Origin of the sequence: Streptomyces sp. CAI-85, assembly GCF_013363615.1 — a bacterium.
Lineage (GTDB): Bacteria > Actinomycetota > Actinomycetes > Streptomycetales > Streptomycetaceae > Streptomyces > Streptomyces antibioticus_B.
In genome coordinates, this window is the sequence record NZ_JAANNX010000020.1 from 42,886 (window position 1) to 69,557 (window position 26,672).

Consider the following 26,672-nt stretch of genomic DNA (forward strand, 5'->3'; position numbering starts at 1 on the left):
GCGCCGGGCGCCCAGCCCTCGTACGCACGACGGGGCCCGGGGGGACGACCCCGGACCCCGTCCGTCACGGCTTCGGCGCGGCGTCGGCCGACCGTGACGTCAGCCGTTCGCGGTGTCAGCCGATCGGCAGCGTGCCCGCGCCCGGCAGGCCGCCCTGGGTGAGGCCCTGCGTCGGCAGCCCGCCCTTCGTGACCGTCTTGGCGGCGTCACCGAGCAGGCCCGCGGCGCCGGCGGCCTTGCCGGACTTGCCGGCCGTCTTCCCGGCAGTCTTCCCGGCCTTCTTGGCCGGTGCGGCGGGCTTCTTCGCCGCCTTGCCGCCGGGCTTCTTCGCCGCCGGCGCCACCTGCTTGACCGCCTTGCCGCCGGCTACGTCCGCGAGCCCGGTCGCGGTGTGCGTCGCACCGTCGAGCGCGGTGCCGACGTTCGCCGCGTCCAGGGCGGTCAGCCCGCCGAGGTCCGGGGCGGCGGGCAGGGCGGCGGGGGCCGCGTTGGCGGAGCCGGCCGCACCGACCCCGGCGGCCGCTCCCGCAGCGACAAGCAGCGCGGCACGGGCGATCCGGCGGGTCAGGGGGAGGGACATGATGCTCCTTCGACGGGAGAGAACAGGTTCGGAGAACACAGAGCGAAAACTGTCTGTCCGGGCCCGGACGCAGTGACTACCGCTCGAAGCCCACGAAGGTTGCGCACGGCCGACGTAAAGAGTTGGCAATGCGTCGCATTATCGGCTGTGGATAAAAACGGGCAAAAACCGCCCGATATGAAAGTCCGTCAAACCCGCGGAGTCCTTTGTCCGCAAGGGATCCGCCACGATCGAGGGTGACGGCGCGAAAACCTGAGCACACCGCCGTCCGGACCACGGGGCACCACCCGCCGGAGTGAACCCCCGCACCGGTGTCCGTACCACCGCGTCACCGCTCTACCGTGCGGTGACGATCCGCACACTTCCGGTGTCGTCGCCCGCGCCCGCGGCCCCGCCGGTGCCCGCGGCCTCCGTGCCGCCCGAGGTGACCGGACGCCACCGGCTGTCGGTGTGGCCCGCCTTCCACTCCTGGCCCGCGTAGGTCACCTTCTGGATCCGCAGCGCCGAGGCGTTGGCCACCGCCCAGTGCGCGAGCTGCCAGCCGCGCTCGCGGACGTCGCGTCCGGCGGCCGCGGTGTCCTCGGTGACGGGCAGGATCACCGTGCGCCCGTCGGTCACCGCGCGCGGCGCGTCCGCACTGCTTCCCTCGCCGTCCTCGGTCGTCGAGGACGCCTTGTCGTCGGAGACCTCGGCGCCCGCCTCGCGCAGCGCGTCCCGCCCGAAGTCCCGCAGCAGCGCCGCGCGCACCCCGTCCGGGCCGGTGCTCGCCGTGGTCCGCGGGGTGCCCTCGCAGGTCAGCGTGGCCGCCGAGGAACCGGTGAGCGCGGCCGCCAGCAGCGTCGCGTCCGGCTCGTGCTTGGCGTACGCCTCCGGGTAGCCGCTGCGCTGCACCCGCTGGGCGGCGACGGTCAGCGGAAGTTCGGTGTAGTCGGGCACCTTGGCGAGGTGCCGGTAGAAGATGTCCGCCGCGTACGCCGGGTCCGTGACCTGCTTCGGCGTGCCCCAGCCCTGCGAGGGCCGCTGCTGGAAGAGCCCGAGGGAGTCCCGGTCGCCGTGGTCGAGGTTGCGCAGCCCCGACTCCTGGAGCGCGGTGGCCAGCGCGATCGTCACGGCCCGCTCGGGCATGCCCCGGTTGGTGCCGACGGCCGTGATGGTGGCGGCGTTGACCGCCTGCTCCGGGGTGAACTCGTACGCCGTCCCGCCGGCCTTCGCGGGGACGACCCGGCACCCGGGAGCGCCCGAGCCCCCGGTGACGTACTGGACCACCACATAACCGGCGACCGCGGACAGGACCACACAGGCCGCCGCGGAACGCAGCAGACGGCCACGGCGCTTGGAGGAGGAGGTCGGCTCTGGCACGCGTACAAGGTACTGGACGGTAGGCGGACATGGGGGACGCGTGTGCGACGGAGGGGCGAGCGAGCCGGGACGTATGGCGCGTTAGGGTCGAGGCCATGGCCGACACCCCGCTTGACCTGACTCTGGACGCCGCGGCGCTCACCGCCCAGCTCGTCGACCTCCCCTCGGAGAGCGGCACCGAGAAGCCTCTGGCGGACGCGATCGAGACCGCCCTGCGCGCGCTGCCCCACCTCACGGTGCACCGCTACGGCAACAACGTGATCGCCCGCACCGGGCTGGGCCTGCCGCAGCGCGTGATCCTCGCCGGCCACATCGACACCGTCCCGATCGCGGACAACGTCCCCTCGCGCCTCGACGAGGACGGCGTCCTGTGGGGCTGCGGCACCTGCGACATGAAGTCCGGCGTGGCGGTCCAGCTCCGCATCGCCGCGACCGTCCCCGCCCCCAACCGCGACCTGACCTTCATCTTCTACGACAACGAAGAGGTCACCGCCGACCTCAACGGCCTCAAGCACGTCGCCGAGGCGCACCCGGAGTGGCTGGAGGGCGACTTCGCGGTGCTGCTCGAACCCTCCGACGGGCAGGTCGAGGGCGGCTGCCAGGGCACGCTCAGGGTGCTGCTGCGCACCTCGGGCGAGCGGGCCCACTCGGCGCGGAGCTGGATGGGCTCGAACGCGATCCACGCGGCGGCGCCGATCCTGGCCCGGCTGGCCGCCTACCGGCCGCGCAACCCGGTGATCGACGGCCTGGAGTACCGCGAGGGCCTCAACGCGGTCGGCATCCGCGGCGGCGTCGCCGGCAACGTCATCCCCGACGAGTGCGTGGTCACCGTCAACTTCCGCTACGCCCCCGACCGCAGCGAGGAGGAGGCGCTCGCCCATGTGCGGGAGGTCTTCGACGGCTGCGGGGTGGAGGAGTTCGTGGTGGACGACCACAGCGGCGGCGCCCTGCCCGGTCTCTCCCACCCGGCCGCGGCCGCCTTCATCGAGGCGGTGGGCGGCACCCCGCAGCCCAAGTTCGGCTGGACGGACGTCAGCCGGTTCTCCGCGCTGGGCGTCCCGGCCGTCAACTACGGTCCCGGCAACCCGCACCTGGCGCACAAGCGGGACGAGCGCGTCGACACCGCGAAGATCCTCGCCGGCGAGGAGCGGCTGCGGGCCTGGCTCACCGCCTGAGCCGGTCCGGGGCCGGTCCCGGACCCGGGCTCTGCGCACCGGTCACACCGACGTCCCCCCTCCGTAACCCGCGTAGATCTACGCTGAGGTCCGAACAACCGCAAGCGGAGGGAGTCCACATGGCTACCGGCAACCCCGAGGGCAAGAAGCAGCCACCGGAGGAACAGCGCCTGGGCCCGGTTCTCCGACGGCGCAGTCAGGTCACGGCGAGCACCACCGACCAGCGGCTGCTGGACGCCGGCGGCCCCTCCGACTGGGTGCACACCGACCCCTGGCGGGTCCTGCGCATCCAGTCGGAGTTCATCGAAGGCTTCGGCACCCTCGCCGAACTCCCCCCGGCGATCAGTGTGTTCGGCTCCGCCCGGACCCCGGCCGGCTCCCCGGAGTACGAGGCGGGCGTGCGGCTGGGCAGCGGCCTGGTCGAGGCGGGCTGGGCGGTCATCACCGGTGGCGGTCCGGGCGCGATGGAGGCGGCCAACAAGGGCGCCTGCGAGGCGGGCGGCACCTCGGTCGGCCTGGGCATCGAACTGCCCTTCGAGCAGGGGCTGAACCCCTACGTCGACATCGGCCTGAACTTCCGGTACTTCTTCGTCAGAAAGATGATGTTCGTCAAATACGCTCAAGGGTTCGTGGTGCTGCCCGGCGGGCTCGGCACCCTCGACGAACTCTTCGAGGCCCTCACGCTCGTCCAGACCCAGAAGGTCACCCGCTTCCCCATCGTGCTCTTCGGCACCGAGTACTGGGGCGGCCTCGTCGACTGGCTCCGCAACACCCTGGTGGCCCAGGGCAAGGCGGCCGAGAAGGACCTCCTGCTCTTCCACGTCACGGACGACGTGGAAGAGGCCGTCGCCCTCGTCTCGAAGGAAGCCGGCCGCTAGACGGCGTCGCGGGCTACGCGAGTCCCCGGCGGGCCACCGCCGGGGGCCGGTGGCCCGCGATCGACGCGACCATGTCGAGCACCTGCCGGGTCTCCGCCACCTCGTGCACCCGGTACACCTGGGCCCCCAGCCACGCCGACACCGCCGTGGTGGCCAGGGTGCCGAGCACCCGCTCCTTCACCGGCCGGTCCAGCGTCTCCCCGACGAAGTCCTTGTTCGACAGGGACACCAGCACCGGCCACCCCGTCTCCACCATCTCGCCCAGCCGCCGCGTCGCCTCCAGGCTGTGCCGGGTGTTCTTGCCGAAGTCGTGCCCCGGATCGATCAGCACCGACTCCCTCGGCACCCCCAGCGCCACCGCCCGCTCCGCGAGCCCCACCGTCACCCGCAGGATGTCGGCCACGACGTCGTCGTACGTCACCCGGTGCGGACGCGTCCGGGGCTCCGCGCCACCCGCGTGCGTGCACACCAGCCCCACCCCGTACCGCGCGGCGACCTCCGCGAGCCCCGGATCGACGCCGCCCCACGCGTCGTTCAGCAGATCCGCGCCCGCCTCGCACACCGCCTCGCCGACCTCGGCCCGCCAGGTGTCCACGCTGATCACCACCTCGGGGAAACGCCGCCGCACCTCGGCCACGAAACCGACCGTGCGCCGCGCCTCCTCCTCGGCGCTCACCTCGTCACCGGGACCGGCCTTCACCCCGCCGATGTCGATGATCGCGGCGCCCTCCGCCACCGCCTGCTCCACCCGGGCCAGCGCCGGCTCGTCCCGGAAGGTGGCGCCCTGGTCGTAGAACGAGTCCGGGGTCCGGTTCACGATCGCCATGATCACCGGCTCGTGCGCCCCGAATTCCCGCCTGCCCAGCCTGAGCATCGCCTGTGACCTTTCCTCGAACATCCTGGTACGTCCCCACCCAACCACCGCCTGCGACCCTAACTGTCCGACCGTCATGGCACGATCGGACCCACACACAGTTCGACACCGAGCGTGGGGGCCCCACCGATGGTTATGTTCCTGTTCCTGGTCATCGCGCTCGCCGTGGTGGTCGCCGCGGTGACACTCGCCGTGGTGGGCGGCGGCGAGGGCACCGGACCGCTGCCCGACGCGGAGCCCCAGCGGCTGCACGACCCGCTGCCCCCGGACCGCCCGCTCGACCGCGCCGACATCGACCGGCTGCGCTTCCCGCTCGCCGCCCGCGGCTACCGCATGGCCGACGTGGACGACGCCCTCAACCGCCTCGCCGCCGAACTCTCCGAACGGGACGCCCGCATCGCCGACCTGGAGTCCGCCCTGACCGGTGCCCGCGCTGCCGGACCGCAGGTCTCCTTCGAGAAGCCGGACCAGGAGGACCAGCCGTGAGCGACGGCACCGCCCTCGCCGGACCGGACGGCGCCGCCCGCTGCCCCTGGGCGCTGTCCACCCCGGACTACGTGACCTACCACGACGAGGAGTGGGGCCGCCCGGTCCACGGCGACGACGCCCTGTTCGAACGGCTCAGCCTGGAGGCGTTCCAGTCGGGCCTGTCCTGGATCACCATCCTGCGCCGCCGCCCCGGCTTCCGCGCCGCCTTCGCCGGCTTCGACATCGCCTCCGTCGCCGCCTTCACCGACACGGACCGCGAGCGCCTCCTGGCCGACGCCGGCATCATCCGCAACCGCGCCAAGATCGACGCCACCCTCGCCAACGCGCGGGCGCTCGCCGGCTGGGCCCCGGGCGAGCTGGACGAACTGATCTGGTCCCACGCCCCGGACCCGGCCGGCCGCCCGGTCCCGCGCACCCTCGCCGACGTGCCCGCCGTCACCGCCGAGTCGACGGCCCTGTCGAAGGCCCTCAAGAAGAAGGGCCTGCGGTTCGTCGGGCCGACGACGGCCTACGCGCTGATGCAGGCATGCGGCCTGGTCAACGACCACCTGACGGGCTGTGTGAGCAGAAGCGCCGCCTAGGACCTCACCGGCCCAGGTAGCGCGGCTCCTCCTTGTTCACGAACGCCCGCACCGCGATCGTGTGGTCCTCCGAGGCGCCCGCGCGCGTCTGGAGCTCGTCCTCCTTGTCCAGCGTCTCCGCCAGCGAGTGGGAGAACCCGTACGCCATCGACTCCTTGATCGCGGCGTACGCCACGGTCGGACCCGAGGCCAGCATCCGCGCCACCTGCTCGGCGGCCGTGTGCAGCGAGGCGGCCGGCACCACGCGGTTGGCGATGCCCAGCTCGTACGCCTCCGGCGCCTTGATCGTGCGCGGGAAGAGCAGCAGGTCGGCGGCGCGCCCGGGGCCGATCACCCGGGGCAGCGTCCAGGAGATCCCGGAGTCCGCGGTGAGCGCGACCCCCGCGAACGACGTGTTGAAGGACGCCGTGTCGGCCACGACCCGGTAGTCCGCGGCGAGCGCGAACCCGAAACCGGCGCCCGCGGCGACGCCGTTCACCGCGGCCACCACCGGCTTCGGCGCCTCGGTCAGCGCCCGCACGATCGGGTTGTAGTGCTCCTTGACGGTGCTCATGACCTGCCCCGAGCCCTCGGCCAGCAGCCCGATGTGCTCCTTGAGGTCCTGGCCCACGCAGAACGCCCGGTCCCCGGCGGCGGTCAGCAGCACGGCCCGTACGGCGTCGTCCTCCGCCGCCGCGCGCGCCACGTCCCGCAGGGCGACCTTGGTCGCCACGTTCAGCGCGTTCATCGCCTCCGGGCGGTTCAGGGTGATGGTCGCGAGCCCGTCGCTCACCTCGTAGAGCACGGTGTCGGCCATGGTGTATCCCCTCCGTGTCGCGGCTCGGGCGTACTACTCGTCGGTACGTCCGGGTTACGAGGAAAGCATGGCGGAGATCGTTGTCCGAGGACCGGACCCGACGTGTGACCTGCGTCAAACAATTCGGACTCGATTCCGGCGGCCCGATGTCCGCGCGGCGGCGCAGTATCGCAGTCACATCCCCGAATTGAGTGGTTTTGCTCGCGCGCGTTGTCCAAGCGATGCCGACCGATGTTGGTCATCGGGTCCTGAGATGCGGGATAATGGCTGGGAAGCAATGTGTTCGATGCCGGTGTCGCGTGTCCCACGCTGGACAGCGCGTGCCCTCCCAGGGGCCGTCGGCTGTGACGTGAGCTGGTTTCAGGAAGGGGAACGAGCATGGCGGCCATGAAGCCGCGGACGGGCGACGGCCCGCTCGAGGTGACCAAGGAGGGGCGGGGCATCGTCATGCGCGTTCCGCTCGAAGGCGGCGGTCGGCTTGTCGTCGAGCTGACCCCGGACGAGGCCGACGCGCTCGGCGACGCCCTCAAGAAGGTCGTCGGCTGACGCGGAAGCGACCATACCCCTTCAGTCGCCCCGGCATCCTCTTGGGTGCCGGGGCGACTGCTGTGCCGCACCCGCCTCCCCCGGACGGCCCAGCGCCCGCCGTCCGGCGGGCCGCTCCCCGTCCCAGCGGGTCGCTCAGCGCTTGACCGCGCACAGCAGGCCGTCGCCCACCGGCAGCAGCGACGGCACCAGCTCCTGGCTCTCGCGCACCGCCCGCAGCAGCTCCCGGATCCTGGTGACCTCGGTCGGCTGCGGCCCCGAGTCGACGGTGCGGCCGTTGGCGAAGACGCCCTCGAAGACCACCAGACCGCCAGGCCGCAGCAGGCGCAACGATTCAGCGAGGTAGTCCAGGAACTCCAGCCGGTCCCCGTCGCAGAAGACGAGGTCGTATCCGGCGTCCGCGAGCCGCGGCAGGACGTCCAGCGCCCGGCCGGGGATGAAACGGGCCCGGTTGCTGGCGAAACCGCACGCGCGGAACGCCTGCCGGGCCGACTGCTGGTGCTCGGGCTCCGGATCGACGGTGGTCAGGACGCCGTCCGGGCGCATGCCGTGCAGCAGATGGATCCCGGAGACACCGGTGCCGGTCCCGATCTCCGCGACCGCTTTCGCGTCCACGGTGGCGGCGAGCAACCGCAGCGCGGCGCCCGTGCTGGGCGACACCGAGCGCAGCCCTGCCTCGCGGGCCCGGTCACGGGCCCAGCGCAGCGCCTCGTCCTCGGCGGCATAGGCGTCTGCGAACGCCCAGCTTGCCTGCCGGTTGCCGGTAATGAGCCTCTCCTGTCCCCGTGGTTGCCTCGGCGTGACTGTATCCGCTGCCGCCGGGAACCCGCAGATGGGACCGGGCGTTTGTAGGGGTGGGAACGACGACCGGGGGGACACAGTTGGATCACGACCAGGGACGACGGTCCCAGCACGTGCTGACGGAGCCGTACGAGCCGGATCAGCGCCGATCAAATTCTCGTAAAACCGCTTATCCGGAGCTAACGGGCGAGGTGGCTATGGTAGGGGCTCCACTGGACACCACCAGAGCCGACAGGGGAGGTGCGGCCGCGCCCGTGGATCGGGGAGGAGTGCTGCGGCGCTTTCTCGGTTCGGCAGGCAGGCCGAAATCCGTGAACGACACCGCTGCTGACCACAGCCAGGCCGCAGGTTTCACCTCCGGCCCCGCCCAGACCGCGACCTTCTCCACCGACGCGGACGGGCAGGCGTGGACTCCGCCCACGTGGGAGGAGATCGTCAGCATGCACAGCGGCCGGGTCTACCGGCTCGCCTACCGCCTCACCGGCAACCAGCACGACGCCGAGGACCTCACGCAAGAGGTCTTCGTCCGGGTCTTCCGCTCCCTGTCGACGTACACGCCGGGCACCTTCGAGGGCTGGCTGCACCGCATCACCACCAACCTCTTCCTGGACATGGTCCGCCGCAAGCAGCGCATCCGCTTCGACTCCCTCGGGGACGACGCGGCCGAGCGGCTGGCCGGCAAGGAGCCCTCCCCGCAGCAGATCTTCAACGACGCCCACTTCGACGCGGACGTCCAGCAGGCCCTCGACACCCTGGCGCCCGAGTTCCGCGCCGCCGTCGTCCTCTGCGACATCGAGGGGCTGTCCTACGAGGAGATCGCCGCGACCCTCGGCGTCAAGCTCGGCACCGTCCGCTCCCGGATCCACCGCGGCCGGTCGCAGCTCCGCAAGGCCCTCGCCCACCGCTCGCCGGAGGCCCGGGAGAAGCGCCGCTCCTTCGCGGCCCGTGTTCCCGCTCTGGGAGGAGGGGGCGCGACCGCGTGAGTGAGACCCGACGCAACCCCGCAGAGGGCCTCCTCGCGGAACAGCACCTGGGAGACCGTCTCTCCGCCCTGGTGGACGGCGAGCTCGGTCATGACACGCGCGAGCGTGTACTGGCGCATCTGGCGACCTGCGCGAAGTGCAAGTCCGAGGTCGACGCCCAGCGCCGGCTGAAGAACGTCTTCGCGGAAGTGGCCCCGCCCGCCCCCTCCGAAAGCTTCCTCGCCCGCCTCCAGGGACTCCCCGGCGGCGGCGACGCCGACAGCGGCGGCTCACCCCTCGGCGGAGGAGCCTTCGGCGGTGCCGGTGGCAGCGGCGGAGTCTTCGGCGTGCGGGGGGACGAGCCGTTCGAGTTCGGCTATGTGCCCGCGGGCGGCCATGGATCCGTCCTCGCGCCCTCCGACCGCGGCTTCCGTATCCATCCGGTCGGCCGCCCCGACGCGGAGCGCTCCCGAGGACTGCGGTTCGCCTTCGTCGCCGCGGGCGCGGTGTCGCTGGCCGCGATCGCCCTCGGCGGGGTGTACACCGGCGTCCCGGACACCACCGACGCCCGTGGCGGCTCCGGCAACGGCAGCAATGTCACCCCGGCCCGCTCGCCCGGCTCGGGCGCCGCCACCACCCCCGACAGCCAGCGGCGCCGCACCACCGGGCCGCTGCTCGCCCAGGGCGGCAAGCTGCTCGGGGACAGCCCGGCCGCCCCGACCGCGGTGTCCGCCCCGCTGCTCCCCGGCGGGCCCACCCCGGCCACGGGGCACACGCTCACCACCCCCGTGGTGGCGGGCGCGGCCGCGATGTCCCCGTTGATACGTCCGCTCCCGGCGACCCCGCCGGTCTCCCTCATCACCTGGGCGCCGGACGCCTCCTCCTCGGCTCACAGCGCCGGTCGGCACTGAACCTGGTTGAATCCAGGAAGGGACCGCCGACTGTGGGGAGAGCATGGACGAGGGGAAGCCCGCGAAGGCGAAGTGGTGGAGCCGTCCTCGGCCACAGACCCCTTCGGACCGGACGGAGTCACCCGCCGACAGTGACGGTGACGGTGACTTCGAACTGGCCCGCCCACAGCCACCCGCCGCCGGCCCCGACTCCGGCGACGGCGACGGCGACTATGAGCTGAGCGGGCCGGTGAGCACCGCGATACCCGCGACTCCGTCCGACGGGCGGGTTCCGGGTCCCGCCGGGGCCGAGGAGACGCACGAGGCCCCGTCCGCCGGGCCTGCGGCCGCCACGGGTGCCCCTCTCGCGGACGGTGACGAGGGCGAGGCGCAGTCCGGCACGCATGCGGCTTCCCTCGGGGGTGCTTCTGCCGGTGCGGCGATTCCGTCGGCCGGTGGAGGCCGTGGTGAGCCGCAGCCCGGCGCGCTGCCTGCGGCTTCCACCGGGGGTGCTCCCGTTGATGCGGCGGCTCTGCCTGTCGACGGCGGCGTTGGCGGGGCGCAGTCCGGCGCGCGTGCAACTTCCGCCGGTGCGGCGGAACTTCCCGCCGACGGCGACAGCCATGGCGCTGCGGCTCCGGGCGGCAGGGCGGCTCCTACGGCCGACGGCGACTGCCTTGCCGCTGGGGCTCCAGACGGCGCGGCGGCTCCTCCGGCCGACAGCGACGGTCGTGACGCTGCGGTTCCGGGCGGCGCGACCCCCTCCGAGCCTCCGCCGCCCGTCGCGGAGCGGCCCAAGCCCTTGCACGACCCCGACGCCTACAGCACCCCTCCGTACGGTGAGCCGGGCCCCTGGGCGCCCGCGCCGCCGGTCCAGCACCCGGCGGTGGCCTCGCCCGGCCACCTCACCCCGCCGCCCGCCGTCTCGCCCCACCTCGGCCAGGCGTCCGCCGCTTCGCCCCACCTGGGCCAAGCACCCACCGCACCCCACCTCACCCCGCCTCCCGCTGCCCCGTCCCACCTAGGCCAGGCACCCGACGCCTCGCCTCACCTCACCCCTCCGCCTGCCGCACCGTCCCACCTCGGTCCGGCACCCGCCCCCGCCCCTGCGCCCGGCTCAGCCCCGGCGCCCGCCCCCGGTCCGTCCCTGCAATCCGCCCCCGGGCCGGCCAACGCCACTGAAGCCGCCGCCGGCCAGCCGCTCGACCCCGCCCCGGGAGAGCCCGCCTCCGATCCCTGGCGTCGCTACGACCCCTGGTCCCCGACTCCGCTCGCCGGTGCCGGGGCCCTGCATCAGACCGGGGCCGCCGTGCCCAGTGCGGCTCAGCGGCGGCGCAAGGTGCGTAAGGGGATCGTCGGGGGTGCGCTGGCGCTCGCGCTCGTTTCCGGGGTGCTGGGCGGGCTCGTGGGGGCCCATCTGGAGCGCAACGGCGGGTTCGAGCACGTGGAGCTGCCCCAGGCCGCCGCCGAGCCCACCGGACGCGCCGCGGACAGCGTCGCCGGGATCGCCGCCCGGGCCCTGCCCAGCGTCGTCACCCTGCATGTGTCCGGCAGCGAGGAGTCCGGCACCGGCACCGGGTTCGTGCTCGACACCCGCGGCCACATCCTCACCAACGACCACGTCGTCGAGCCCGCGGGCGACGGCGGCGAGATCACCGTCGTCTTCAACGGAGGCCAGACCGCCGAGGGCAAGGTCGTCGGCCGGGACAGCGGATACGACCTCGCCGTGGTGAAGGTCAGCGGGGTCAGCGGCCTCGCACCGCTCACCCTGGGCAACTCCGACGGCGTCCAGGTCGGCGACCCGGTCGTCGCCATCGGCGCCCCCTTCGACCTGGAGGGCACGGTCACCTCGGGCATCATCAGCGCCAAGGAACGCCCCATCACGGCCGGCGGCGAGAGCGGCGACGGCAGCGACGTGTCGTACGTCGACGCCCTCCAGACCGACGCGCCCATCAACCCGGGCAACTCCGGCGGCCCGCTGCTCGACGCGCACGGCCGCGTCATCGGCATCAACTCCGCCATCCGCTCCGCCACCGACGGCTCCGACCCGGAGAACGGCCAGGTCGGGTCCATAGGGCTCGGCTTCGCCATCCCGATCAACCAGGGCAAGCGGGTCGCCGAGGAGCTGATCAACACCGGCCGGGCGACCCACCCCGTCATCGGCATCACCCTCGACATGGACTACACCGGCGACGGCGCCCGGGTCGGCACCAAGGGCGGTGACGGCGGCGCCCCGGTCTCCCCGGGCGGCCCCGGCGACCTGGCCGGCATCGAGCCGGGGGACGTGATCACCGAGGTCGACGGACAGCGCGTCCACTCCGGGGACGAACTGATCGTCAAGACCCGGGCGCACCGCCCCGGCGACCGTCTGGAGCTGACCGTCGAGCGCGACGGCGCGGAACGCACCCTCTCCCTGGTCCTCGGCTCCGCCGACGGCGACTGAGCGCGACGCGGGCGGCACGGTACCGGTCGGACAGGTGCGACAGGTACCGTGGACCCGGCCCGGACCACGGAAGAGACCGACCGAGGGCCGAGGACCCGCGGACATCGCAAGGAGCTTCAGGTGTTCAATGACATAGGACCGCTCGAGCTGGTGACGATCGTCGTCCTGGCCGTGCTCGTCTTCGGTCCGGACAAGCTCCCCAAGGTCATCCAGGACGTGATGCGCACCGTCCGGAAGATCCGCGAGTTCTCCGAGAGCGCCAAGCACGACATCCGGCAGGAACTCGGCCCGGAGTTCAAGGACTTCGAGTTCGAGGACCTCAACCCCAAGACGTTCATCCGCAAGCAGTTGGACAACGACGAGCTGGGGCTCAAGGAGATCCGCAACGGCTTCGACCTGAAGAAGGAGATGGCCGAGGTCACCGACGCCGTCCACAGCCGGGACGGCGAGTCCGCGGCCGGTTCCGCGGGCGGGCCGGCCGGCGGCCGGATCGACATGACGAAGAAGCCCGAGAATCCGGCCACGGACGACCGTCCGCCGTTCGACGCGGACGCCACCTGAACGACGACGCCGGGCGGCTTCACCGCCGTCCGTGACGGGGTGGCTATGCTGCCTGGTTGTTGTGCGGAGCGGACGAGTACGCCCGAAGGGGGGCGGGCCGGACCACTCCGCCGAGAGCGAGGAGGCGTCCGGGCACATGGAGACGACGAGTCGGGCTGTCGAACAGGCGCCGGCCGCGGAGGGTGGACAGCAGGTCCCCTCCGCCCGGCGTACGGTCGACGGCTACCTTGAGGCGCCCTTTCCCTGGTACGGCCTCGACGAGGCGTTCACGGGGCGGCGCTGGCTGATGCAGGTCGGCGCGGGCGCCGACGGGGCGGTGGAGCACGGTTCCGTGGGGCACGGCGACGAGCCGTCCGTACGGCACGAGACGGCGGGCGAGGACCGCGGACGGTTCGCGGTCGTGGTGACCGTCGCCGCCAACCCGGTGCGGCGCAGCGCCGACGGCACGGGTGTGATGGAGGCCACCTCGGTCTCCTCGGCGGCCTGGCTGGCGGGGGTGGGGCTGCTGTCCTTCACCTGGCCGGGCCAGATGGACCACAGCCTGCGCGACGACTGGCTGGACCAGCAGACCGAGACCGCGTGGGTGCTGGCCGACGATCTGGCGGGGCCGGACTGGTCGACGCTGTCCCTGCCGGTCGACGGCGTGCCGACGCCGTTCCACTACCGGGAGTCCGAGTTCGGCTGGGTGCTGGCCGGCTCCACCGAGGCGGGCGTGCACCTGGGGGCGTACGGACGGGGGATGAGCGCCTACGGCCTCGGCTTCTCCGTGATCAAGGACATCGCCGAGTACGCGTAGCGCGCCCGCGCCCGGACACGACGAAGGGTGCCCCCGAAGAAGTGGGCACCCTCATGGTCGTAGGACGGAAGACGTCCTCAGAACTTGTTCCGCGGGGTGATCCCCAGGGAGAGGCCCGACAGGCCGCGCTGGCGGCCGCCGAGCTTGCCGGCGATGGCCCGCAGCGCGGAGCCCGCGGGGGAGTCGGGGTCGGTCAGGACGACCGGCCGGCCGTCGTCGCCGCCCTCGCGCAGCCGGACGTCGATCGGGATGGAGCCGAGGACCGGAACGGTGGCGCCGGTCGTGCGGGTCAGGCCGTCGGCGACCGTCTGGCCGCCGCCCGTGCCGAACACGTCGACCATCTCGTCGCAGTGCGGGCAGGGCAGGCCGGACATGTTCTCGACCACGCCGACGATCTTCTGGTGGGTCTGCACCGCGATGGACCCGGCGCGCTCGGCGACCTCGGCGGCCGCCTGCTGCGGGGTGGTGACGACCAGGATCTCCGCGTTCGGCACGAGCTGGGCGACCGAGATCGCGATGTCACCGGTGCCCGGCGGGAGGTCGAGCAGCAGCACGTCCAGGTCGCCCCAGTACACGTCCGCGAGGAACTGCTGGAGCGCGCGGTGCAGCATCGGGCCGCGCCAGACGACCGGGGCGTTGCCCGGGGTGAACATGCCGATGGAGATGACCTTCACGCCGTTCGCCGACGGCGGCATGATCATGTTCTCGACCTGGGTGGGGCGGCCCTCGGCGCCCAGCATGCGCGGCACGCTGTGGCCGTAGATGTCGGCGTCGACCACACCGACCTTGAGGCCGTCGGCGGCCATCGCCGCCGCCAGGTTGACCGTCACCGAGGACTTGCCGACGCCGCCCTTGCCGGAGGCGACCGCGTAGACCCGGGTGAGGCTGCCGGGCTTGGCGAAGGGGACCTCGCGCTCGGTCTGGCCGCCGCGCAGGGCGCTCGCCAGCTCCTTGCGCTGCTCGTCGCTCATCACGTCCAGCGTGACGTCGACCCGGGTGACGCCCTCGACCGCCGTGACCGCGTCGGTCACCCGCTGCGTGATCGTCTCGCGCATCGGGCAGCCGGAGACCGTCAGGTACACGGTGACCGCGACCGCTCCGTCCGCCCCGATCTCCACCGACTTGACCATCCCGAGTTCGGTGATCGGTCGGTTGATCTCGGGGTCGTTCACCGTCGCCAGTGCCTCGCGCACCGCGTCTTCGCTAGCCATAAGGACGATGGTACGGCGCCCACGGGGGCAACCGGCCAGCCCCTCAGCGGTCGTCTGTGTCACGTCCCGGCGACCGATCTGCCGGGAATACCCCGGGACCGCCGTGACCACCGTGACCGCTGTGACTTCCGTGACCGTCGCGCCGGTCCTCCAGCTCCTTGAGCACGTCCTGGAGCTCGGAGCGGATCCAGTCGCGGGTGGCGACCTCGCCCAGGCCCATGCGCAGGGCGGCGATCTCCCGGGTGAGGTACTCGGTGTCCGCGATCGACCGCTCGTTCTGCTTGCGGTCCTGTTCGAGGTTGACGCGGTCCCGGTCGTCCTGCCGGTTCTGCGCGAGCAGGATCAGGGGGGCCGCGTAGGACGCCTGGAGGGACAGCATCAGGGTCAGGAAGATGAAGGGGTAGTTGTCGAAGCGCAGGTCGGAGGGGGCGGAGACGTTCCACACGACCCACAGGATGATGACGATCGTCATCCAGACGATGAACCGCCCGGTGCCCAGGAACCGCGCGATGCGCTCCGACAGCCGGCCGAACGCCTCCGGGTCCCACTCCGGCAGCAGCCGGCGGCGCGGCGCGCGCGGCTGGTCGAGCCGGGCCCGGGTGCGGGTGGAGGCGGTCGCGCCGGAGGGCGTCCGCTCGCGGGTGGCGTCACGCTCAGGAACCATGCGGGGCCACCCCCTCGTCCTCGTCGGCCGGCTCCGCCGTCTCGTCGTCCAGGTGGAACTCCGTCTCCCGCCAGTCCTCGGGCAGCATGTGGTCGAGGACGTCGTCCACGGTGACCGCGCCGAGCAGCGACCCGGCCTCGTCGACCACGGGCGCCGCGACCATGTCGTAGGTGGCGAAGAACCCGGCGACGACCGGCAGCTCGGCCTCCGGGTCGAGCGCCTGGAGGTCGTCGTCGAGGACCGCGCTGACCAGCGTGTACGGCGGTTCGCGCAGCAGCCGCTGGAAGTGCACGGTGCCCAGGTACTTCCCGGTGGGTGTCTCGTCGGGCGGGCGGCAGACGTAGACCTGGGCGGCGAGCGCGGGGGACAGATCGGGGTTGCGCACGCGCGCGAGGGCGTCGGCGACGGTGGCGTCCGGGCGCAGCACGATCGGTTCGGTCGTCATCAGACCGCCGGCCGTGTGCTCCTCGTAGGACATCAGGCGCCGCATGTCGGCCGCGTCGGCGGGCTCCATCAGGCTCAGCAGCCGTTCCTGGTCGGCCGTGGGCAGTTCGGCGAGCAGGTCGGCCGCGTCGTCGGGGTCCATGGCCTCCAGGACGTCCGCGGCGCGCTCCTCCTTCAGCTTGCCGAGGATCTCGATCTGGTCGTCCTCGGGCAGCTCCTCCAGGACGTCGGCCAGCCGGTCGTCGTCGAGGGCGGCGGCGACCTCGGCCCGGCGTTTCGCCGAGAGATGGTGCAGCACGTTGGCGAGGTCGGCCGGGCGCAGTTGCTCGAAGGTGGCGAGCAGGCTCTCGGCGCCCTGTCCGTGCTCCTCCAGGGAGAACCCGGTGACCGCCGACCACTCGACGGTCAGCGTCTCGCCCTTGGCCCGGCGGAAGGCGCCGCCCTTCTTCCCCTTGCGCACGAAGACCCGGTCGATCTCCCAGTCCCGGCGGGCCGGCAACTGCTGCACCGACACGTCGAGCACGGTGACCTCCTCGCCGGTCTCGCCGAGCGTGACCCGCCGGTCGAGGAGTTCGCCGAAGACCAGCCGCTCGGTGGGCCGCTGCTCGAAGCGCCGGACGTTGAGCACCCCGGTGGTGATGACCTGTCCCGACTCGATGCTCGTCACCCGGGTCATGGGCAGGAAGATGCGGCGGCGCGTGGCGAGTTCGACCACGAGGCCGAGCAGCCGGGGCGGCCGGCGGCCGACGCGCAGCATGACGATCAGGTCCCGCACCCGGCCCACCTGGTCGCCGTTCGGATCGAAGACGGGGACGCCGGAGAGGTGCGAGACGAAGATCCGGGGGACACCGGCTGCCATGGCTGTGGTTCCCTGCTTCCTTTTGCTTACGGCGGTACCGCTGGGTTCCTTATCCGGATTGCCCGCTCCTGCGGGCTTCAGGCTAGCCCGTCCCGATCCAATACGCCCTGGTGAGCGGTCCGGACGGACTGGCTCCGTTCGCGCTCCGGGACCCCGGTACGCTGCCGTACGCCGCTCAGCACATCCCCGCAGAAAGGCAGCCTTCTCTGTGACTGCGATTCCCCAGAGCCGTACCCGCCGGGCCGCGCTGGTGAGCGCCGTGTGCGCACTGGCCGTGGGTCTGGGAGCGACGGGATGCAGCGAGGATCCGGACGCGGGCACGAACGGCGTCGGCAAGCTGCCCGCGAAGGAGATCCAGGCCCGCACCCAGAAGGCCGCCGGGTCCGTGGACACGGTCCGGCTGTCGGGGACCGTGGTCACCAGCGGGAAGACGTACAAGCTCGACATGCGGCTGAAGGCCGACGGCGGCAGCGGCTCGGTGACCGCCGAGGGCAGCACCTTCCATCTGCTGAAGGTCGACGACCAGCTCTTCCTGAAGGCCGACGCCGCGTTCTGGAAGCACGAGGACGGCAAGCCCGGCGCCGCGGACAAGGCGGCCGCCGACAAGCTCGACGGCAAGTACGTGAAGGTGCCGACGGGGGACCCCTCGTACAAGAAGTTCAGCGGCTTCACGGACAAGGACCTCCTCCTGGACGGTCTGCTGACCCTGCACGGTGCGGTGCGCACGGACGGGCACCACGAGCAGTCCGGGGTGCGCACCATCCGCATCACCGGCGACGGCGGCGACGGCGGCACCCTGGACGTCTCGCTGGAGGGCGAGCCCTATCCGTTGCGCCTGGTGCGCGGCGGCGGTGCCGGCACCCTGAGCTTCTCCTCCTGGGGCGAGGACTTCGCCCTGCGCGAGCCGGCGGAGGACGACACGGTCGACTACGGCAAGCAGTTGCCGTCGTCCTGACGGGCCCCCGCCTACCGGGGCCGCCGTTTCCGCAGCAGCAGCTTCGGCAGTCCCGCGGGCATCTCCTGACGGGTCGTGGCCGGTGACGGCACGGGGCGGGCCGCCAGATCGCCGTCGGGCGGCGGCAGCAGCCGCCCGGTGGGCTCCAGGCGCAGCACCCGGCACTCGCGCGCCCACCGCCCGGTCATCGCCTCGCCGTCGGGCGCGTTGAGCCGCTTGCCCTTCAGCTCGGCGACGGCCGCCTCCCACCCGGGGGAGCCGGGTTCGAGCGCGACGACCCGGGCGGTCCAGGAGACCAGCCGGCCGCCCTTGTCCTTGCTGCGCACGGTGACCTCGGCCGAGCCGCCGTCCGCCAGACCGGTCAGCGGCTGCTCGCCGGGGCCGTCGCCGACGACACAGGCCGCGCCCTCGTGCCACACGTGCCACAGCGCACGCGCCGCCGGGGAGCCTGCGCCCCGCACCCAGACGAGGCCGGACTTCTTGGTGGCCTCCTCGACGAGCGCCTGGTCGAGGAGGGCCGGGTCGAGCGGCTCGCTTGTCATGGCGTCCAGCCTATCCACGGCCCTCAGAGCCAGCCGTTGCGCTTGAGCGTGCGGTGGATGCCCACACACAGGCCCACCATCACCGACATCACCACGGGGTAGCCGAACTTCCAGTGCAGCTCGGGCATGTAGTCGAAGTTCATGCCGTACACCCCGCACACCATCGTCGGTACGGCGATGATGGCCGCCCAGGAGGTGATCTTGCGCATGTCCTCGTTCTGCGCGACGGACGCCTGCGCGAGGTTGGCCTGGAGGATCGAGTTGAGCAGCTCGTCGAAGCCGATGACCTGCTCCTGGACACGCGCGACATGGTCGGCGACGTCCCGGAAGTACTTCTGGATGTCGGGGTCGATCAGCCGCATCGGCCGCTCGCTCAGCAGTTGCATGGGGCGCAGCAGCGGGGAGACGGCCCGCTTGAACTCCAGCACCTCACGCTTGAGCTGGTAGATCCGGCCGGCGTCGGTACCGCGCGGGGTGCCCTTGCGGCCGGGCGAGAACACCTCGGTCTCGACCTCGTCGATGTCGTCCTGCACGGCGTCGGCGACCGCGAGATAGCCGTCGACGACATGGTCGGCGATGGCGTGCAGCACGGCCGAGGGACCCTTGGCGAGCAGCTCGGGGTCGTCCTGGAGGCGGTGGCGCAGGGCGCGCAGCGAGCCCTGGCCGCCGTGCCGGACGGTGATGAAGAAGTCCTTGCCGGTGAAGCACATGACCTCACCGGTCTCCACGACCTCGCTGTTGGCGGTGAGCCGGTCGTGCTCGACGTAGTGGATCGTCTTGAACACGGTGAACAACGAGTCGTCGTAGCGCTCCAGCTTGGGGCGCTGATGGGCCTGGACCGCGTCCTCCACGGCCAGCGGGTGCAGCCCGAACTCGCCCGCGATGCCCGAGAACTCACTCTCCGTCGGCTCGTGCAGCCCGATCCATACGAAGCCGCCGTCGCGCCGCACCTGGCGCATGGCCTCCTGCGGGGTGAGCGGCTGCGCGGACGCCACGCGCGCGCCGTGCCGGTAGACGGCGCAGTCGACGACGGCCGACGGCGTCGCGGGATCGCGCGTGCTGTCGTACGGGCCGCTGTCCACGCGGACACCGCCCGCGGACGGGCGGGCGGGACGGACCACGGCTCGCAGGTCGCGGATCATCGACATGGCAGGGTCCTTCGCTTCGGGCAACGAAAGGCCGCTGTGACGGGTGGAACCACCCGGAATGAGGACGTTCTGACCGCAGGTGTTTGGCACGTCCACAAAGCGGGGAGCACCGCTTCGTCGCGGTGGCGGACTTCGCTGCTGATTCAGATCAGACAGATCAGGCAAAACGAGACGAAGTGCTCTTCCGCGTCCGACGCGTCCGAAGGAAGACGTGCGCGAGAGGTGGCGACCAGCCGGAGAGATACCGGGGTGTCAGCGGCGGGAAGAGCGAGTGGTACTGCCCGGGTGACTTCGATCCATGACAGCCCCACCTCCTCCAGCCGGTCCCTCGTAAGGGAGTCCCATCGGCGCCGGGGCGAGATCACCGCGCCGTGTTCCGCGCTGCCCCGAACGACCGGGCAAGAGTATCAGCCGACTGAAGTGTCAAGGCGCTGCTTTGCCCGGTGCTGACGAGTTCTATGCTCGCCGCATGGCTGATGTTCTTCCTCTCGTCGAGGCCCGGCTGCGTACCGCGCTGGGTGAGCCGAACGCCCGCGCCGCGGTCACCTTCCTGGGCACGGACCGCATCGAGGTGCTCCGCTTCCAGGAGGGCGACATCGTCCGCTACGCCACGCTCGGCATGTCCGCGCAGCCCATGGCGGACCCCACCGCGATGCTCGCCGACCCCGAACGCGGGCCGCGCGCGGAGCTGGTGCTCTCCGTCCGCGGCGGCCGTGCCGAGACCGGCAAGGTGCTCCGCCCGCTCGCCGTGCTCGCCGCGTCCCCGCAGGTCGAGGGGGTGGTGGTGGCCCCCGGCGCCTCCCTCGACGTCGGTGAACCCCTGTGGCCCGGCGCCCCGTTCAGCTCGGTGCTGGTCGCCGAGCCGGGCGGTCTGGTGGAGGACCTGGAGCTGGACGCCCCGCTCGACCCGGTCCGCTTCCTGCCGCTGCTCCCCATGACCCCGAACGAGGCCGCCTGGAAGCGGGTGCACGGCGCCCAGGCGCTCCAGGAGCGGTGGCTGACGCGCGGGACGGATCTGCGCGACCCGTCCCGCAAGTCCGTCCCGCTGGACTGACGTCCCGGCGTCCGTGGAGTGACTGACGTCACCAACTCGCCCTCGGCGGGCGTCAGTCGGCGAAGACCGCCACCCCGTCCTCGGCCGCGTGCCGCGGCTCCAGCTCCTGAACCTCGTGCACAAGTGCCCCGCGCCGTACGGCGACCACGGCCGCGCCGGCGACCGCGGTGACCGCCGCGACGGCGAACGGCACGTGCACATCGGTCCATTCCTCGATCCGCGGCGCGAAGAAGGGTGCGGCGGCCGCGGCGAACCAGCGCACGAAGTTGTAGCCGGCGCTGGCCACCGGACGCGGGGCGTCGGACACGCCGAGCGCCAACTCGGTGTAGACGGTGTTGTTCACGCCGATGAACGCGCCGGACAGGATCGTGCAGACGACCGCCGTGCCGCGGTCGCCGTAGCCGAGGACCAGGACGTCGGCCGCGAGCAGCAGCAGTGAGCCGCCGAGCACCTTCAGCGAGCCGAACCTCCGCTGGAGACGCGGTGCCACGACCACCGAGAACACCGCGAGCAGCACACCCCAGGCGAAGAACACGGCGCCCGACCGGTAGGGGGTCATGTCCAGCACGAACGGCGTGAAGGCCAGCACGGTGAAGAACGTGTAGTTGTAGAAGAACGCCGAGGCCGCGACCGAGGCGAGCCCGCCGTGGCCGAGCGCCTTGAGCGGGTCGAGCAGCGAGGTCCTGCGGGCCGGCCGCGGCTGTTCCTTGAGGAACGCCGTGATGCACAGGAAGCCGACCGCCATCAGGGCCGCGGTGCCGAAGAACGGATAGCGCCAGCTCGCGTCGCCGAGCAGCGCGCCCAGCAGGGGTCCGCACGCCATGCCGAGGCCGAGGGCGGACTCGTAGAGCAGGATGGCGGCCGCGCTGCCGCCGGCCGCCGCGCCGACGATGACGGCGAGCGCGGTCGACACGAACAGGGCGTTGCCGAGGCCCCAGCCCGCGCGGAAGCCGACGAGTTCGGCGACGGAGTCCGAGGTGCCCGACAGGCCCGCGAAGACCACCACCAGGGCGAGGCCGAGCAGCAGGGTGCGGCGGCCGCCGATGCGGCTGGAGACCCAGCCGGTCACCAGCATGGCGAACGCGGTGATCAGGAAGTACGAGGTGAAGAGCAGGGAGACCTGGCCGGGTGTGGCGCTGAGTCCCCGCGCGATCGACGGCAGGATCGGGTCGACCAGTCCGATGCCCATGAAGGCGACGACGGAGGCTCCGGCCGTCGCCCACACCGCCTTGGGCTGCCGCAGCAGGCTGCCCGCTCCGGTGTCGAGGGGGTCCGTGCGTTGCATGCGTACTCCGGTCCTCGAGAGAAGGTTGGTATATACACACGATAAGTTAGATCGGCTAATTAATGCAAGCTACATCTAAATCGGTGGGGTGGCCGGAAGGGAACCTCTTCCGTCCGGACGGGTGATCGTCCTTGACGTGAGCGGGCTCGGGTAGGACCGTGGGGCTCTATGAGGGGCGAACCCAGTTGCCCGAAGTGTGGTGGCCGGGTCAGGGCTCCCGGACTCTTCTCCGACTCCTGGCAGTGCGATGTGCACGGGACGGTGCATCCACTCCAGCCCGTGATCCCGCCCAGCGTCGAGGCCCTCAGCGTCGTGGTGCACCGCACCCAGGTGCCCGTGTGGATGCCCTGGCCGCTGCCGGTGGGCTGGCTCTTCACGGGCGTCACCTATGCCGGTGACGACCGCAGCGGCGGCCGCGCCACCGCCGTGGCCTGTTCCGGACCCGGACCGCTCGGCGGCATGGGCGAGCTGATCCTCGTCGCCGAGGAACTGGGCGTCGGCCTCGGCGCCTGGTACGCGGGCGTCGACGGCCCGGACCCGGGTCCCTACATGAGCGTCGAGAAACCGCCGCAGGCCAAGGTGCTCGCCGCCGGCCGGCCCACCCCGCTGTGGCACGTCTCCGCGACACCGGACGACCGCGCCGTCTTCGCCGGCGAGGCCCGCGGGCTGTGGCTGTGGGCGGTGGTCTGGCCCGAGCAGTCCGGACTGCTGATGTACGACGAGCTGGTGCTCACCGATCTGCGGGACGCGGGCGCGGAGGTCGACCTGGTGCCCTGCGGGGCGCTGTCGCCCCGGCTGCTCAAGCCGTAGCGGACCGCTGCGCGGGGCGGGCGTGTGTAGGGGGTGACCCCGGGTTTCGGGTGTGACATCCGGCGTCCGGATTGCCGTTATGCTGAATCGTCCCCCCGTCCCGTCCCCGCTGGGAGCCCGCGTGCGCATCGATCTGCACTGCCACTCCACGGCCTCCGACGGCACGGACACCCCGGCCGAGCTGGTGCGTCACGCGTCCGCCGCCGGACTCGACGTGGTGGCGCTGACCGATCACGACACCACCCGCGGGTACGCGCAGGCGATCGCCGCGCTCCCCGCCGGACTGACCCTGGTCACCGGGGCCGAGCTGTCCTGCCGGATCGACGGCGTCTCGATGCACATGCTGGCCTACCTCTTCGACCCCGAGGAGCCCGCGCTGCTCGCCGAGCGGGAGCTGGTGCGCGACGACCGGGTGCCGCGCGCCCAGGGCATGGTCGCCCGGCTCCAGGAGCTGGGCGTGCCGGTCACCTGGGAGCAGGTGGCGCGGATCGCGGGGGAGGGGTCCGTCGGGCGGCCGCACGTCGCCACCGCGCTGGTCGAGCTGGGTGTGGTGCCGACCGTGAGCGACGCGTTCACCGAGCACTGGCTCGCCGACGGCGGCCGGGCCTATGTGCCCAAGCACGAGACCGACCCGTTCGAGGCGATCCGGCTGGTCAAGGGCGCGGGCGGGGTCACCGTCTTCGCGCACCCGGGCGCGAGCAAGCGCGGCCGCACGGTGCCCGAGCCGGCGATCGCCGAGCTGGCCGCCGCCGGGCTCGACGGCATCGAGGTCGACCACATGGACCACGACGACGCCACGCGCGCCCGGCTGCGGGGGCTGGCCGCCGATCTGGGGCTGCTGGTCACCGGCTCCTCGGACTACCACGGCAGCCGCAAGACCTGTGTGCTCGGCGAGTACACCACCGACCCCGAGGTGTACGGGGAGATCACCCGGCGCGCGACCGGGGCGTTCCCGGTGCCCGGGACCGGCGGAGCCTGAGCCTCACCACCTCGGCGTCCCCCTTCACCCTCTTTCCGCAAGGCTCTAGTACTGATGTTCGACGTCGCCGTCTTCGGCTCCCTCTTCCTGACCCTCTTCGTCATCATGGATCCCCCCGGGATCACCCCGATCTTCCTCGCGCTGACCTCCGGGCGCCCCGTCAAGGTGCAGAAGCGGATGGCCTTCCAGGCCGTGTGCGTGGCCGGCGGTGTCATCGCCGTCTTCGGGCTCCTGGGCCACCAGATCCTGGACTATCTGCATGTCTCCGTGCCCGCGCTGATGATCGCGGGCGGGCTGCTGCTCCTGCTGATCGCGCTCGATCTGCTCACCGGCAAGACCGACGAGCCGAAGCAGACCAAGGACGTGAACGTGGCGCTCGTCCCGCTGGGCATGCCCCTGCTGGCCGGTCCCGGTGCGATCGTGTCCGTCATCCTGGCCGTGCAGAAGGCCGACAGCGTCGCCGCGCAGGTGTCGGTGTGGGCGGCGATCCTCGCCATCCATGTCGTGCTGTGGCTGGTGATGCGCTACTCGCTGCTGATCATCCGCGTCATCAAGGACGGCGGCGTGGTCCTGGTGACCCGGCTCGCGGGCATGATGCTCTCCGCGATCGCCGTGCAGCAGATCATCAACGGCGTCACGCAGGTGATCCAGGGGAGCTGACCGGCGGCCCCGGCATGCGCAGAGCCCCGCACGGCGACGGTCGCCGTGCGGGGCTCTGAAGTGTGATGTGCCGACGGGCCCGTGACTACGAGACCGTGGAGTCGGCCGGACGGATCCACAGCCGCTGCCCGACGGCGGCGGCCTGCTGAACGATCCGGTTGACGGAGGCGGCGTCCACGACAGTGCTGTCCACGGGCGTGCCGTCGACATCGTCGAGTCGCATGATCTCGAAGCGCATATGGCTTCTCCCTTCGTCTGGTCATCCTCCCCGGAGGATTACTCGCTGCATACGTTGCTACAAGGGAGTCAACGGGGTGCGTGTTACAAACATTCCCTACGCTAAAGAAATTTTTCGAACGACTAATTACTGACCAGTAAGGGATGACATCCGGAGACTGAATGGGATCGGTTGTGTTCATTGCGTGACCGCCGAGACAATGGACGCGATGAACGACGACCACGCAGCCCTCGCCGCGCGCATCGACCGCACGAACGAACTCCTCCAGCGCATGCTCGCCGAGGTGGCCAAGACGCCCTCGACGCACGCGATCTTCGTCGACGCGGGATACCTCTACGCGGCCGCCGGGCGGCTGATCGCCGGCACCGAGGACCGCAGGGCGTTCGACCTCGACGCCGAGGGGCTCATCGAGGCGCTCATCGACCGCGCCCGCACGATCTTCGCGGACAGCAGACTGCTGCGCGTCTACTGGTACGACGGCGCCCGCCGCCGCATCCACACCGCCGAGCAGCAGTCCATCGCCGAACTGCCCGACGTGAAGGTCCGGTTGGGCAATCTCAACGCCAACAACCAGCAGAAGGGCGTCGATTCGCTGATCCGCACCGACCTGGAGTCCCTCGCCCGGCACCGCGCCATCAGCGACGCGGCGCTCCTCGGCGGCGACGAGGACCTCGTCTCGGCCGTGGAGGCCGCCCAGGGGTACGGGGCCCGCGTCCACCTCTGGGGCATCGAGGCCCCCGAGGGCCGCAACCAGGCCGAACCCCTGCTCTGGGAGGTCGACAGCCAGCGCACCCTCGACCTCGACTTCTTCAAGCCGTACGTCTCCCGCCGCACCGCCCAGCCCTACGACTCCGGCGGCGGCACCCGGCCCAGCCGCGAGGACGTCCGGTTCGTCGGCGCGCAGATCGCCGCGAAGTGGCTCGCGGCGCGCGGCCGTGAGGCCCTCGTCGAACTGCTGCCGGGCCACCCCTATCTGCCCGGCTCCGTCGACCAGGACCTCCTGGTGGAGGCCGAGGGGCTGCTCCAGTACTCCCTGCGCGGCCAGGCCGACCTGCGCCGCGCCCTGAGGGACGGCTTCTGGGAGCACGTGCAGACGCAGTACTAGGGCGTGTTCCCGGGCAGGCGGTCCCAGAAGTCGGCGAGGGCGGACGCCGTCGGCTCGGGGCGGTCCAGGTTCGGCGAGTGCTCGGCACCCGGGATCACACTGCGGTGCGCGCCCAGCCGTACGGCCATCTCGTCCAGCACGGTCACCGGCCAGGTGTCGTCGCTGGCACCCGACAGCACATGGAACGGCAGCGGTACGGCGGCCAGTTCCGCCACCCGGTCCGGCTCCGCGCACAACTCGCGTCCGGTGGCGAGCAGTTGGGCGGGCTTGTGGTTCAGCCAGCGCAGCCGCATCTGCTCCAGGCTGCCGAAGCCGCGGGCCGGGCCGCCGACCTCCTCGGGCGGGCCCATCGCCAGGATCGCCTCCCACACCTGCGGCATCGACATCCCCGCGAGCGCGTCGTGCAGCAGCTTCACGCGCAGCTTCTGGGACTCGGAGATCTCGGCCGGGCCCGAGGCGAGGAGCGTGAACGACACGAAGGGGGAGTGGTCGAGCAGGACCGCGGCCCGCGCGATCTGACCGCCGAGCGAATGCCCGACCAGATGCAGCGGGGTGCCGAGGGCGGCCGCCTGGGCGAGCACGTCCCGCGCCAACTCCGCGCGGGCGTACGGGGACTGGTCCTCGGCCGGACCGTCGCTCTCGTTCTGCCCGCGCCCGTCCACGGCGACGACCCGGTAGCCGCGCGCGGCCAGCGGCCCGTGCAGGAGGTGGAAGTCCTCCTTGCTGCCGGTGAACCCGGGCAGCAGCAGCGCGACCCCCCGCGGCTCGACACCGGCGGCCGCGGGCGAGTCCACGACGGCGAACGCGCCCCGCGCGGTCGACAGCGCGTACGCGCGGGCACCGGGGGGCGGCGGGAACGGGGAGGAGGCGGCGGAGGTGCTGGTCGGCCTGGTCACGTGCCGAGGCTACCGGGCGCCGGGGCGGAGGTGGGGTGCGGGTGCGGTGCGTGTGGGTGCGGACGCCGAAGGCCCGGCTCCTCCGGGGGGA

General features: G+C 72.1%; 30 protein-coding genes. 16 read left to right on the forward strand and 14 right to left on the reverse strand.

The window, feature by feature from the left end; genetic code table 11:
• Nucleotides 1-115 precede the first annotated feature (115 nt).
• Nucleotides 116-580 (reverse strand): ATP-binding protein, encoded by a 465-nt coding sequence (locus G6W55_RS21915; RefSeq protein WP_175522536.1) that lies wholly within the window; start codon nt 578-580, stop codon nt 116-118.
• A gap of 336 nt (nt 581-916) precedes the next feature.
• Nucleotides 917-1,939 carry a heavy metal transporter gene (locus tag G6W55_RS21920; RefSeq protein WP_175522537.1) on the reverse strand — a complete coding sequence of 341 codons (1,023 nt, stop codon included), beginning with the start codon at nt 1,937-1,939 and terminating at the stop codon, nt 917-919.
• A gap of 95 nt (nt 1,940-2,034) precedes the next feature.
• Between G6W55_RS21920 and dapE the strand changes: the two genes are divergently transcribed.
• Both dapE and G6W55_RS21930 read left to right on the forward strand, forming a co-directional pair.
• Nucleotides 2,035-3,114, forward strand: coding sequence for a succinyl-diaminopimelate desuccinylase (gene dapE, locus G6W55_RS21925; RefSeq protein ID WP_175522538.1), 1,080 nt, complete (start codon nt 2,035-2,037; stop codon nt 3,112-3,114).
• 119 nt (nt 3,115-3,233) lie between these two features.
• Nucleotides 3,234-3,992, forward strand: a complete 759-nt coding sequence (locus tag G6W55_RS21930; RefSeq protein WP_175522539.1) for a TIGR00730 family Rossman fold protein — start codon at nt 3,234-3,236, stop codon at nt 3,990-3,992.
• Nucleotides 3,993-4,005: 13 nt separating this feature from the next.
• On the opposite strand, the gene folP is transcribed toward G6W55_RS21930, so the two are convergent.
• Nucleotides 4,006-4,866, reverse strand: coding sequence for a dihydropteroate synthase (gene folP / locus G6W55_RS21935; protein WP_175522540.1), 861 nt, complete (start codon nt 4,864-4,866; stop codon nt 4,006-4,008).
• 129 nt (nt 4,867-4,995) lie between these two features.
• On the opposite strand from folP, the gene G6W55_RS21940 reads away from it, so the two are divergent.
• Nucleotides 4,996-5,352, forward strand: coding sequence for a DivIVA domain-containing protein (locus tag G6W55_RS21940; protein WP_175522541.1), 357 nt, complete (start codon nt 4,996-4,998; stop codon nt 5,350-5,352).
• Nucleotides 5,349-5,936, forward strand: a complete 588-nt coding sequence (locus tag G6W55_RS21945; protein ID WP_175522542.1) for a DNA-3-methyladenine glycosylase I — start codon at nt 5,349-5,351, stop codon at nt 5,934-5,936. Before G6W55_RS21940 ends, G6W55_RS21945 begins: the two co-directional genes overlap by 4 nt.
• 4 nt (nt 5,937-5,940) lie before the next feature.
• Here the strand turns inward: G6W55_RS21945 and G6W55_RS21950 are convergent, their stop codons facing one another.
• Nucleotides 5,941-6,732: an enoyl-CoA hydratase/isomerase family protein gene (locus G6W55_RS21950; protein WP_175522543.1), complete on the reverse strand. Its 792-nt coding sequence runs from the start codon at nt 6,730-6,732 to the stop codon at nt 5,941-5,943.
• 378 nt (nt 6,733-7,110) lie between these two features.
• Here G6W55_RS21950 and G6W55_RS21955 point away from each other — a divergent pair, with 378 nt between their 5' ends.
• Complete coding sequence (locus tag G6W55_RS21955; protein WP_003966491.1) at nt 7,111-7,278, forward strand: DUF3117 domain-containing protein; 168 nt, start codon at nt 7,111-7,113, stop codon at nt 7,276-7,278.
• A 135-nt stretch (nt 7,279-7,413) separates the two neighbouring features.
• Here the strand turns inward: G6W55_RS21955 and G6W55_RS21960 are convergent, their stop codons facing one another.
• On the reverse strand, nt 7,414-8,112 hold the full coding sequence (locus G6W55_RS21960; protein WP_078637090.1) for an O-methyltransferase: 699 nt from the start codon (nt 8,110-8,112) through the stop codon (nt 7,414-7,416).
• A 236-nt stretch (nt 8,113-8,348) separates the two neighbouring features.
• On the opposite strand from G6W55_RS21960, the gene sigE reads away from it, so the two are divergent.
• Both sigE and G6W55_RS21970 read left to right on the forward strand, forming a co-directional pair.
• Complete coding sequence (gene sigE / locus G6W55_RS21965; RefSeq protein ID WP_078634728.1) at nt 8,349-9,062, forward strand: RNA polymerase sigma factor SigE; 714 nt, start codon at nt 8,349-8,351, stop codon at nt 9,060-9,062.
• Entirely contained in the window at nt 9,059-9,952 is an 894-nt protein-coding gene (locus G6W55_RS21970; RefSeq protein WP_175522544.1) for a zf-HC2 domain-containing protein, read from the forward strand. Before sigE ends, G6W55_RS21970 begins: the two co-directional genes overlap by 4 nt.
• A gap of 118 nt (nt 9,953-10,070) precedes the next feature.
• On the opposite strand, the gene G6W55_RS38815 is transcribed toward G6W55_RS21970, so the two are convergent.
• Entirely contained in the window at nt 10,071-10,556 is a 486-nt protein-coding gene (locus tag G6W55_RS38815; RefSeq protein WP_254876370.1) for a hypothetical protein, read from the reverse strand.
• 177 nt (nt 10,557-10,733) lie between these two features.
• Between G6W55_RS38815 and G6W55_RS21975 the strand changes: the two genes are divergently transcribed.
• The 3 genes from G6W55_RS21975 (at nt 10,734) to G6W55_RS21985 (ending at nt 13,731) form a co-directional block, all read left to right on the forward strand.
• A complete protein-coding gene (locus G6W55_RS21975) occupies nt 10,734-12,374 on the forward strand; it encodes a S1C family serine protease (protein WP_254876371.1) in 1,641 nt (546 codons plus the stop codon).
• Nucleotides 12,375-12,494: 120 nt separating this feature from the next.
• Nucleotides 12,495-12,935, forward strand: coding sequence for a sec-independent translocase (locus G6W55_RS21980; protein WP_175522546.1), 441 nt, complete (start codon nt 12,495-12,497; stop codon nt 12,933-12,935).
• Between the two features lie 136 nt (nt 12,936-13,071).
• Nucleotides 13,072-13,731 (forward strand): hypothetical protein, encoded by a 660-nt coding sequence (locus tag G6W55_RS21985; RefSeq protein ID WP_030783970.1) that lies wholly within the window; start codon nt 13,072-13,074, stop codon nt 13,729-13,731.
• 77 nt (nt 13,732-13,808) lie between these two features.
• Here G6W55_RS21985 and G6W55_RS21990 read toward each other — a convergent pair whose 3' ends face one another.
• From G6W55_RS21990 to G6W55_RS22000, 3 genes are read right to left on the reverse strand one after another with little or no spacing between them, the layout of a single operon-like run.
• Nucleotides 13,809-14,942 (reverse strand): Mrp/NBP35 family ATP-binding protein, encoded by a 1,134-nt coding sequence (locus G6W55_RS21990; protein WP_175522547.1) that lies wholly within the window; start codon nt 14,940-14,942, stop codon nt 13,809-13,811.
• 43 nt (nt 14,943-14,985) lie between these two features.
• On the reverse strand, nt 14,986-15,606 hold the full coding sequence (locus G6W55_RS21995; RefSeq protein WP_175522548.1) for a DUF1003 domain-containing protein: 621 nt from the start codon (nt 15,604-15,606) through the stop codon (nt 14,986-14,988).
• Complete coding sequence (locus tag G6W55_RS22000) at nt 15,596-16,909, reverse strand: magnesium transporter MgtE N-terminal domain-containing protein (RefSeq protein WP_175522549.1); 1,314 nt, start codon at nt 16,907-16,909, stop codon at nt 15,596-15,598. The genes G6W55_RS21995 and G6W55_RS22000 overlap by 11 nt, the downstream gene beginning before the upstream one ends.
• Before the next feature lie 208 nt (nt 16,910-17,117).
• Between G6W55_RS22000 and G6W55_RS22005 the strand changes: the two genes are divergently transcribed.
• The gene (locus G6W55_RS22005) at nt 17,118-17,864 is read left to right on the forward strand and encodes a hypothetical protein (RefSeq protein ID WP_030783981.1); all 747 of its coding nucleotides are present in this window, start codon (nt 17,118-17,120) and stop codon (nt 17,862-17,864) included.
• A gap of 11 nt (nt 17,865-17,875) precedes the next feature.
• Here G6W55_RS22005 and G6W55_RS22010 read toward each other — a convergent pair whose 3' ends face one another.
• The gene (locus G6W55_RS22010) at nt 17,876-18,406 is read right to left on the reverse strand and encodes a hypothetical protein (RefSeq protein ID WP_175522550.1); all 531 of its coding nucleotides are present in this window, start codon (nt 18,404-18,406) and stop codon (nt 17,876-17,878) included.
• A gap of 23 nt (nt 18,407-18,429) precedes the next feature.
• A complete protein-coding gene (locus G6W55_RS22015) occupies nt 18,430-19,554 on the reverse strand; it encodes a magnesium and cobalt transport protein CorA (RefSeq protein ID WP_175522551.1) in 1,125 nt (374 codons plus the stop codon).
• 469 nt (nt 19,555-20,023) lie between these two features.
• On the opposite strand from G6W55_RS22015, the gene G6W55_RS22020 reads away from it, so the two are divergent.
• The gene (locus G6W55_RS22020) at nt 20,024-20,608 is read left to right on the forward strand and encodes a suppressor of fused domain protein (protein WP_175522552.1); all 585 of its coding nucleotides are present in this window, start codon (nt 20,024-20,026) and stop codon (nt 20,606-20,608) included.
• Between the two features lie 52 nt (nt 20,609-20,660).
• On the opposite strand, the gene G6W55_RS22025 is transcribed toward G6W55_RS22020, so the two are convergent.
• Nucleotides 20,661-21,893, reverse strand: coding sequence for an MFS transporter (locus tag G6W55_RS22025; RefSeq protein WP_175522553.1), 1,233 nt, complete (start codon nt 21,891-21,893; stop codon nt 20,661-20,663).
• A gap of 168 nt (nt 21,894-22,061) precedes the next feature.
• On the opposite strand from G6W55_RS22025, the gene G6W55_RS22030 reads away from it, so the two are divergent.
• The 3 genes from G6W55_RS22030 to G6W55_RS22040 all read left to right on the forward strand — a co-directional run bounded on the left by G6W55_RS22030 (nt 22,062) and on the right by G6W55_RS22040 (nt 24,342).
• A complete protein-coding gene (locus G6W55_RS22030; protein WP_037874931.1) occupies nt 22,062-22,703 on the forward strand; it encodes a DUF6758 family protein in 642 nt (213 codons plus the stop codon).
• Between the two features lie 121 nt (nt 22,704-22,824).
• On the forward strand, nt 22,825-23,682 hold the full coding sequence (locus tag G6W55_RS22035; protein WP_175522554.1) for a PHP domain-containing protein: 858 nt from the start codon (nt 22,825-22,827) through the stop codon (nt 23,680-23,682).
• A gap of 54 nt (nt 23,683-23,736) precedes the next feature.
• Complete coding sequence (locus G6W55_RS22040; protein ID WP_175522555.1) at nt 23,737-24,342, forward strand: MarC family protein; 606 nt, start codon at nt 23,737-23,739, stop codon at nt 24,340-24,342.
• A gap of 85 nt (nt 24,343-24,427) precedes the next feature.
• On the opposite strand, the gene G6W55_RS22045 is transcribed toward G6W55_RS22040, so the two are convergent.
• The gene (locus G6W55_RS22045) at nt 24,428-24,580 is read right to left on the reverse strand and encodes a hypothetical protein (protein WP_175522556.1); all 153 of its coding nucleotides are present in this window, start codon (nt 24,578-24,580) and stop codon (nt 24,428-24,430) included.
• Between the two features lie 199 nt (nt 24,581-24,779).
• Between G6W55_RS22045 and G6W55_RS22050 the strand changes: the two genes are divergently transcribed.
• A complete protein-coding gene (locus G6W55_RS22050; RefSeq protein ID WP_107429306.1) occupies nt 24,780-25,685 on the forward strand; it encodes an NYN domain-containing protein in 906 nt (301 codons plus the stop codon).
• Here G6W55_RS22050 and G6W55_RS22055 read toward each other — a convergent pair.
• Complete coding sequence (locus tag G6W55_RS22055; RefSeq protein ID WP_175522557.1) at nt 25,682-26,581, reverse strand: alpha/beta fold hydrolase; 900 nt, start codon at nt 26,579-26,581, stop codon at nt 25,682-25,684. The genes G6W55_RS22050 and G6W55_RS22055 overlap by 4 nt on opposite strands.
• Between the last annotated feature and the right edge of the window lie 91 nt (nt 26,582-26,672).

What these genes read in the sequence shown, in the direction of transcription:
- dapE (WP_175522538.1), top strand. Translation starts at nt 2,035, where the DNA reads ATGGCCGACACCCCGCTTGACCTGACTCTGGACGCCGCGGCGCTCACC.
- G6W55_RS38815 (WP_254876370.1), bottom strand. Translation starts at nt 10,556, where the DNA reads ATGGCTGTCGCCGTCGGCGGGAAGTTCCGCCGCACCGGCGGAAGTTGC.
- G6W55_RS22045 (WP_175522556.1), bottom strand. Translation starts at nt 24,580, where the DNA reads ATGCGCTTCGAGATCATGCGACTCGACGATGTCGACGGCACGCCCGTG.
- G6W55_RS21990 (WP_175522547.1), bottom strand. Translation starts at nt 14,942, where the DNA reads ATGGCTAGCGAAGACGCGGTGCGCGAGGCACTGGCGACGGTGAACGAC.
- G6W55_RS22015 (WP_175522551.1), bottom strand. Translation starts at nt 19,554, where the DNA reads ATGTCGATGATCCGCGACCTGCGAGCCGTGGTCCGTCCCGCCCGCCCG.
- G6W55_RS22025 (WP_175522553.1), bottom strand. Translation starts at nt 21,893, where the DNA reads ATGCAACGCACGGACCCCCTCGACACCGGAGCGGGCAGCCTGCTGCGG.
- G6W55_RS21930 (WP_175522539.1), top strand. Translation starts at nt 3,234, where the DNA reads ATGGCTACCGGCAACCCCGAGGGCAAGAAGCAGCCACCGGAGGAACAG.
- G6W55_RS21985 (WP_030783970.1), top strand. Translation starts at nt 13,072, where the DNA reads ATGGAGACGACGAGTCGGGCTGTCGAACAGGCGCCGGCCGCGGAGGGT.
- G6W55_RS22030 (WP_037874931.1), top strand. Translation starts at nt 22,062, where the DNA reads ATGAGGGGCGAACCCAGTTGCCCGAAGTGTGGTGGCCGGGTCAGGGCT.
- G6W55_RS22000 (WP_175522549.1), bottom strand. Translation starts at nt 16,909, where the DNA reads ATGGCAGCCGGTGTCCCCCGGATCTTCGTCTCGCACCTCTCCGGCGTC.
- G6W55_RS21955 (WP_003966491.1), top strand. Translation starts at nt 7,111, where the DNA reads ATGGCGGCCATGAAGCCGCGGACGGGCGACGGCCCGCTCGAGGTGACC.
- G6W55_RS22040 (WP_175522555.1), top strand. Translation starts at nt 23,737, where the DNA reads ATGTTCGACGTCGCCGTCTTCGGCTCCCTCTTCCTGACCCTCTTCGTC.
- G6W55_RS21950 (WP_175522543.1), bottom strand. Translation starts at nt 6,732, where the DNA reads ATGGCCGACACCGTGCTCTACGAGGTGAGCGACGGGCTCGCGACCATC.
- G6W55_RS22010 (WP_175522550.1), bottom strand. Translation starts at nt 18,406, where the DNA reads ATGACAAGCGAGCCGCTCGACCCGGCCCTCCTCGACCAGGCGCTCGTC.
- G6W55_RS21995 (WP_175522548.1), bottom strand. Translation starts at nt 15,606, where the DNA reads ATGGTTCCTGAGCGTGACGCCACCCGCGAGCGGACGCCCTCCGGCGCG.
- G6W55_RS22050 (WP_107429306.1), top strand. Translation starts at nt 24,780, where the DNA reads ATGGACGCGATGAACGACGACCACGCAGCCCTCGCCGCGCGCATCGAC.
- G6W55_RS21915 (WP_175522536.1), bottom strand. Translation starts at nt 580, where the DNA reads ATGTCCCTCCCCCTGACCCGCCGGATCGCCCGTGCCGCGCTGCTTGTC.
- G6W55_RS21940 (WP_175522541.1), top strand. Translation starts at nt 4,996, where the DNA reads ATGGTTATGTTCCTGTTCCTGGTCATCGCGCTCGCCGTGGTGGTCGCC.
- folP (WP_175522540.1), bottom strand. Translation starts at nt 4,866, where the DNA reads ATGCTCAGGCTGGGCAGGCGGGAATTCGGGGCGCACGAGCCGGTGATC.
- G6W55_RS22020 (WP_175522552.1), top strand. Translation starts at nt 20,024, where the DNA reads ATGGCTGATGTTCTTCCTCTCGTCGAGGCCCGGCTGCGTACCGCGCTG.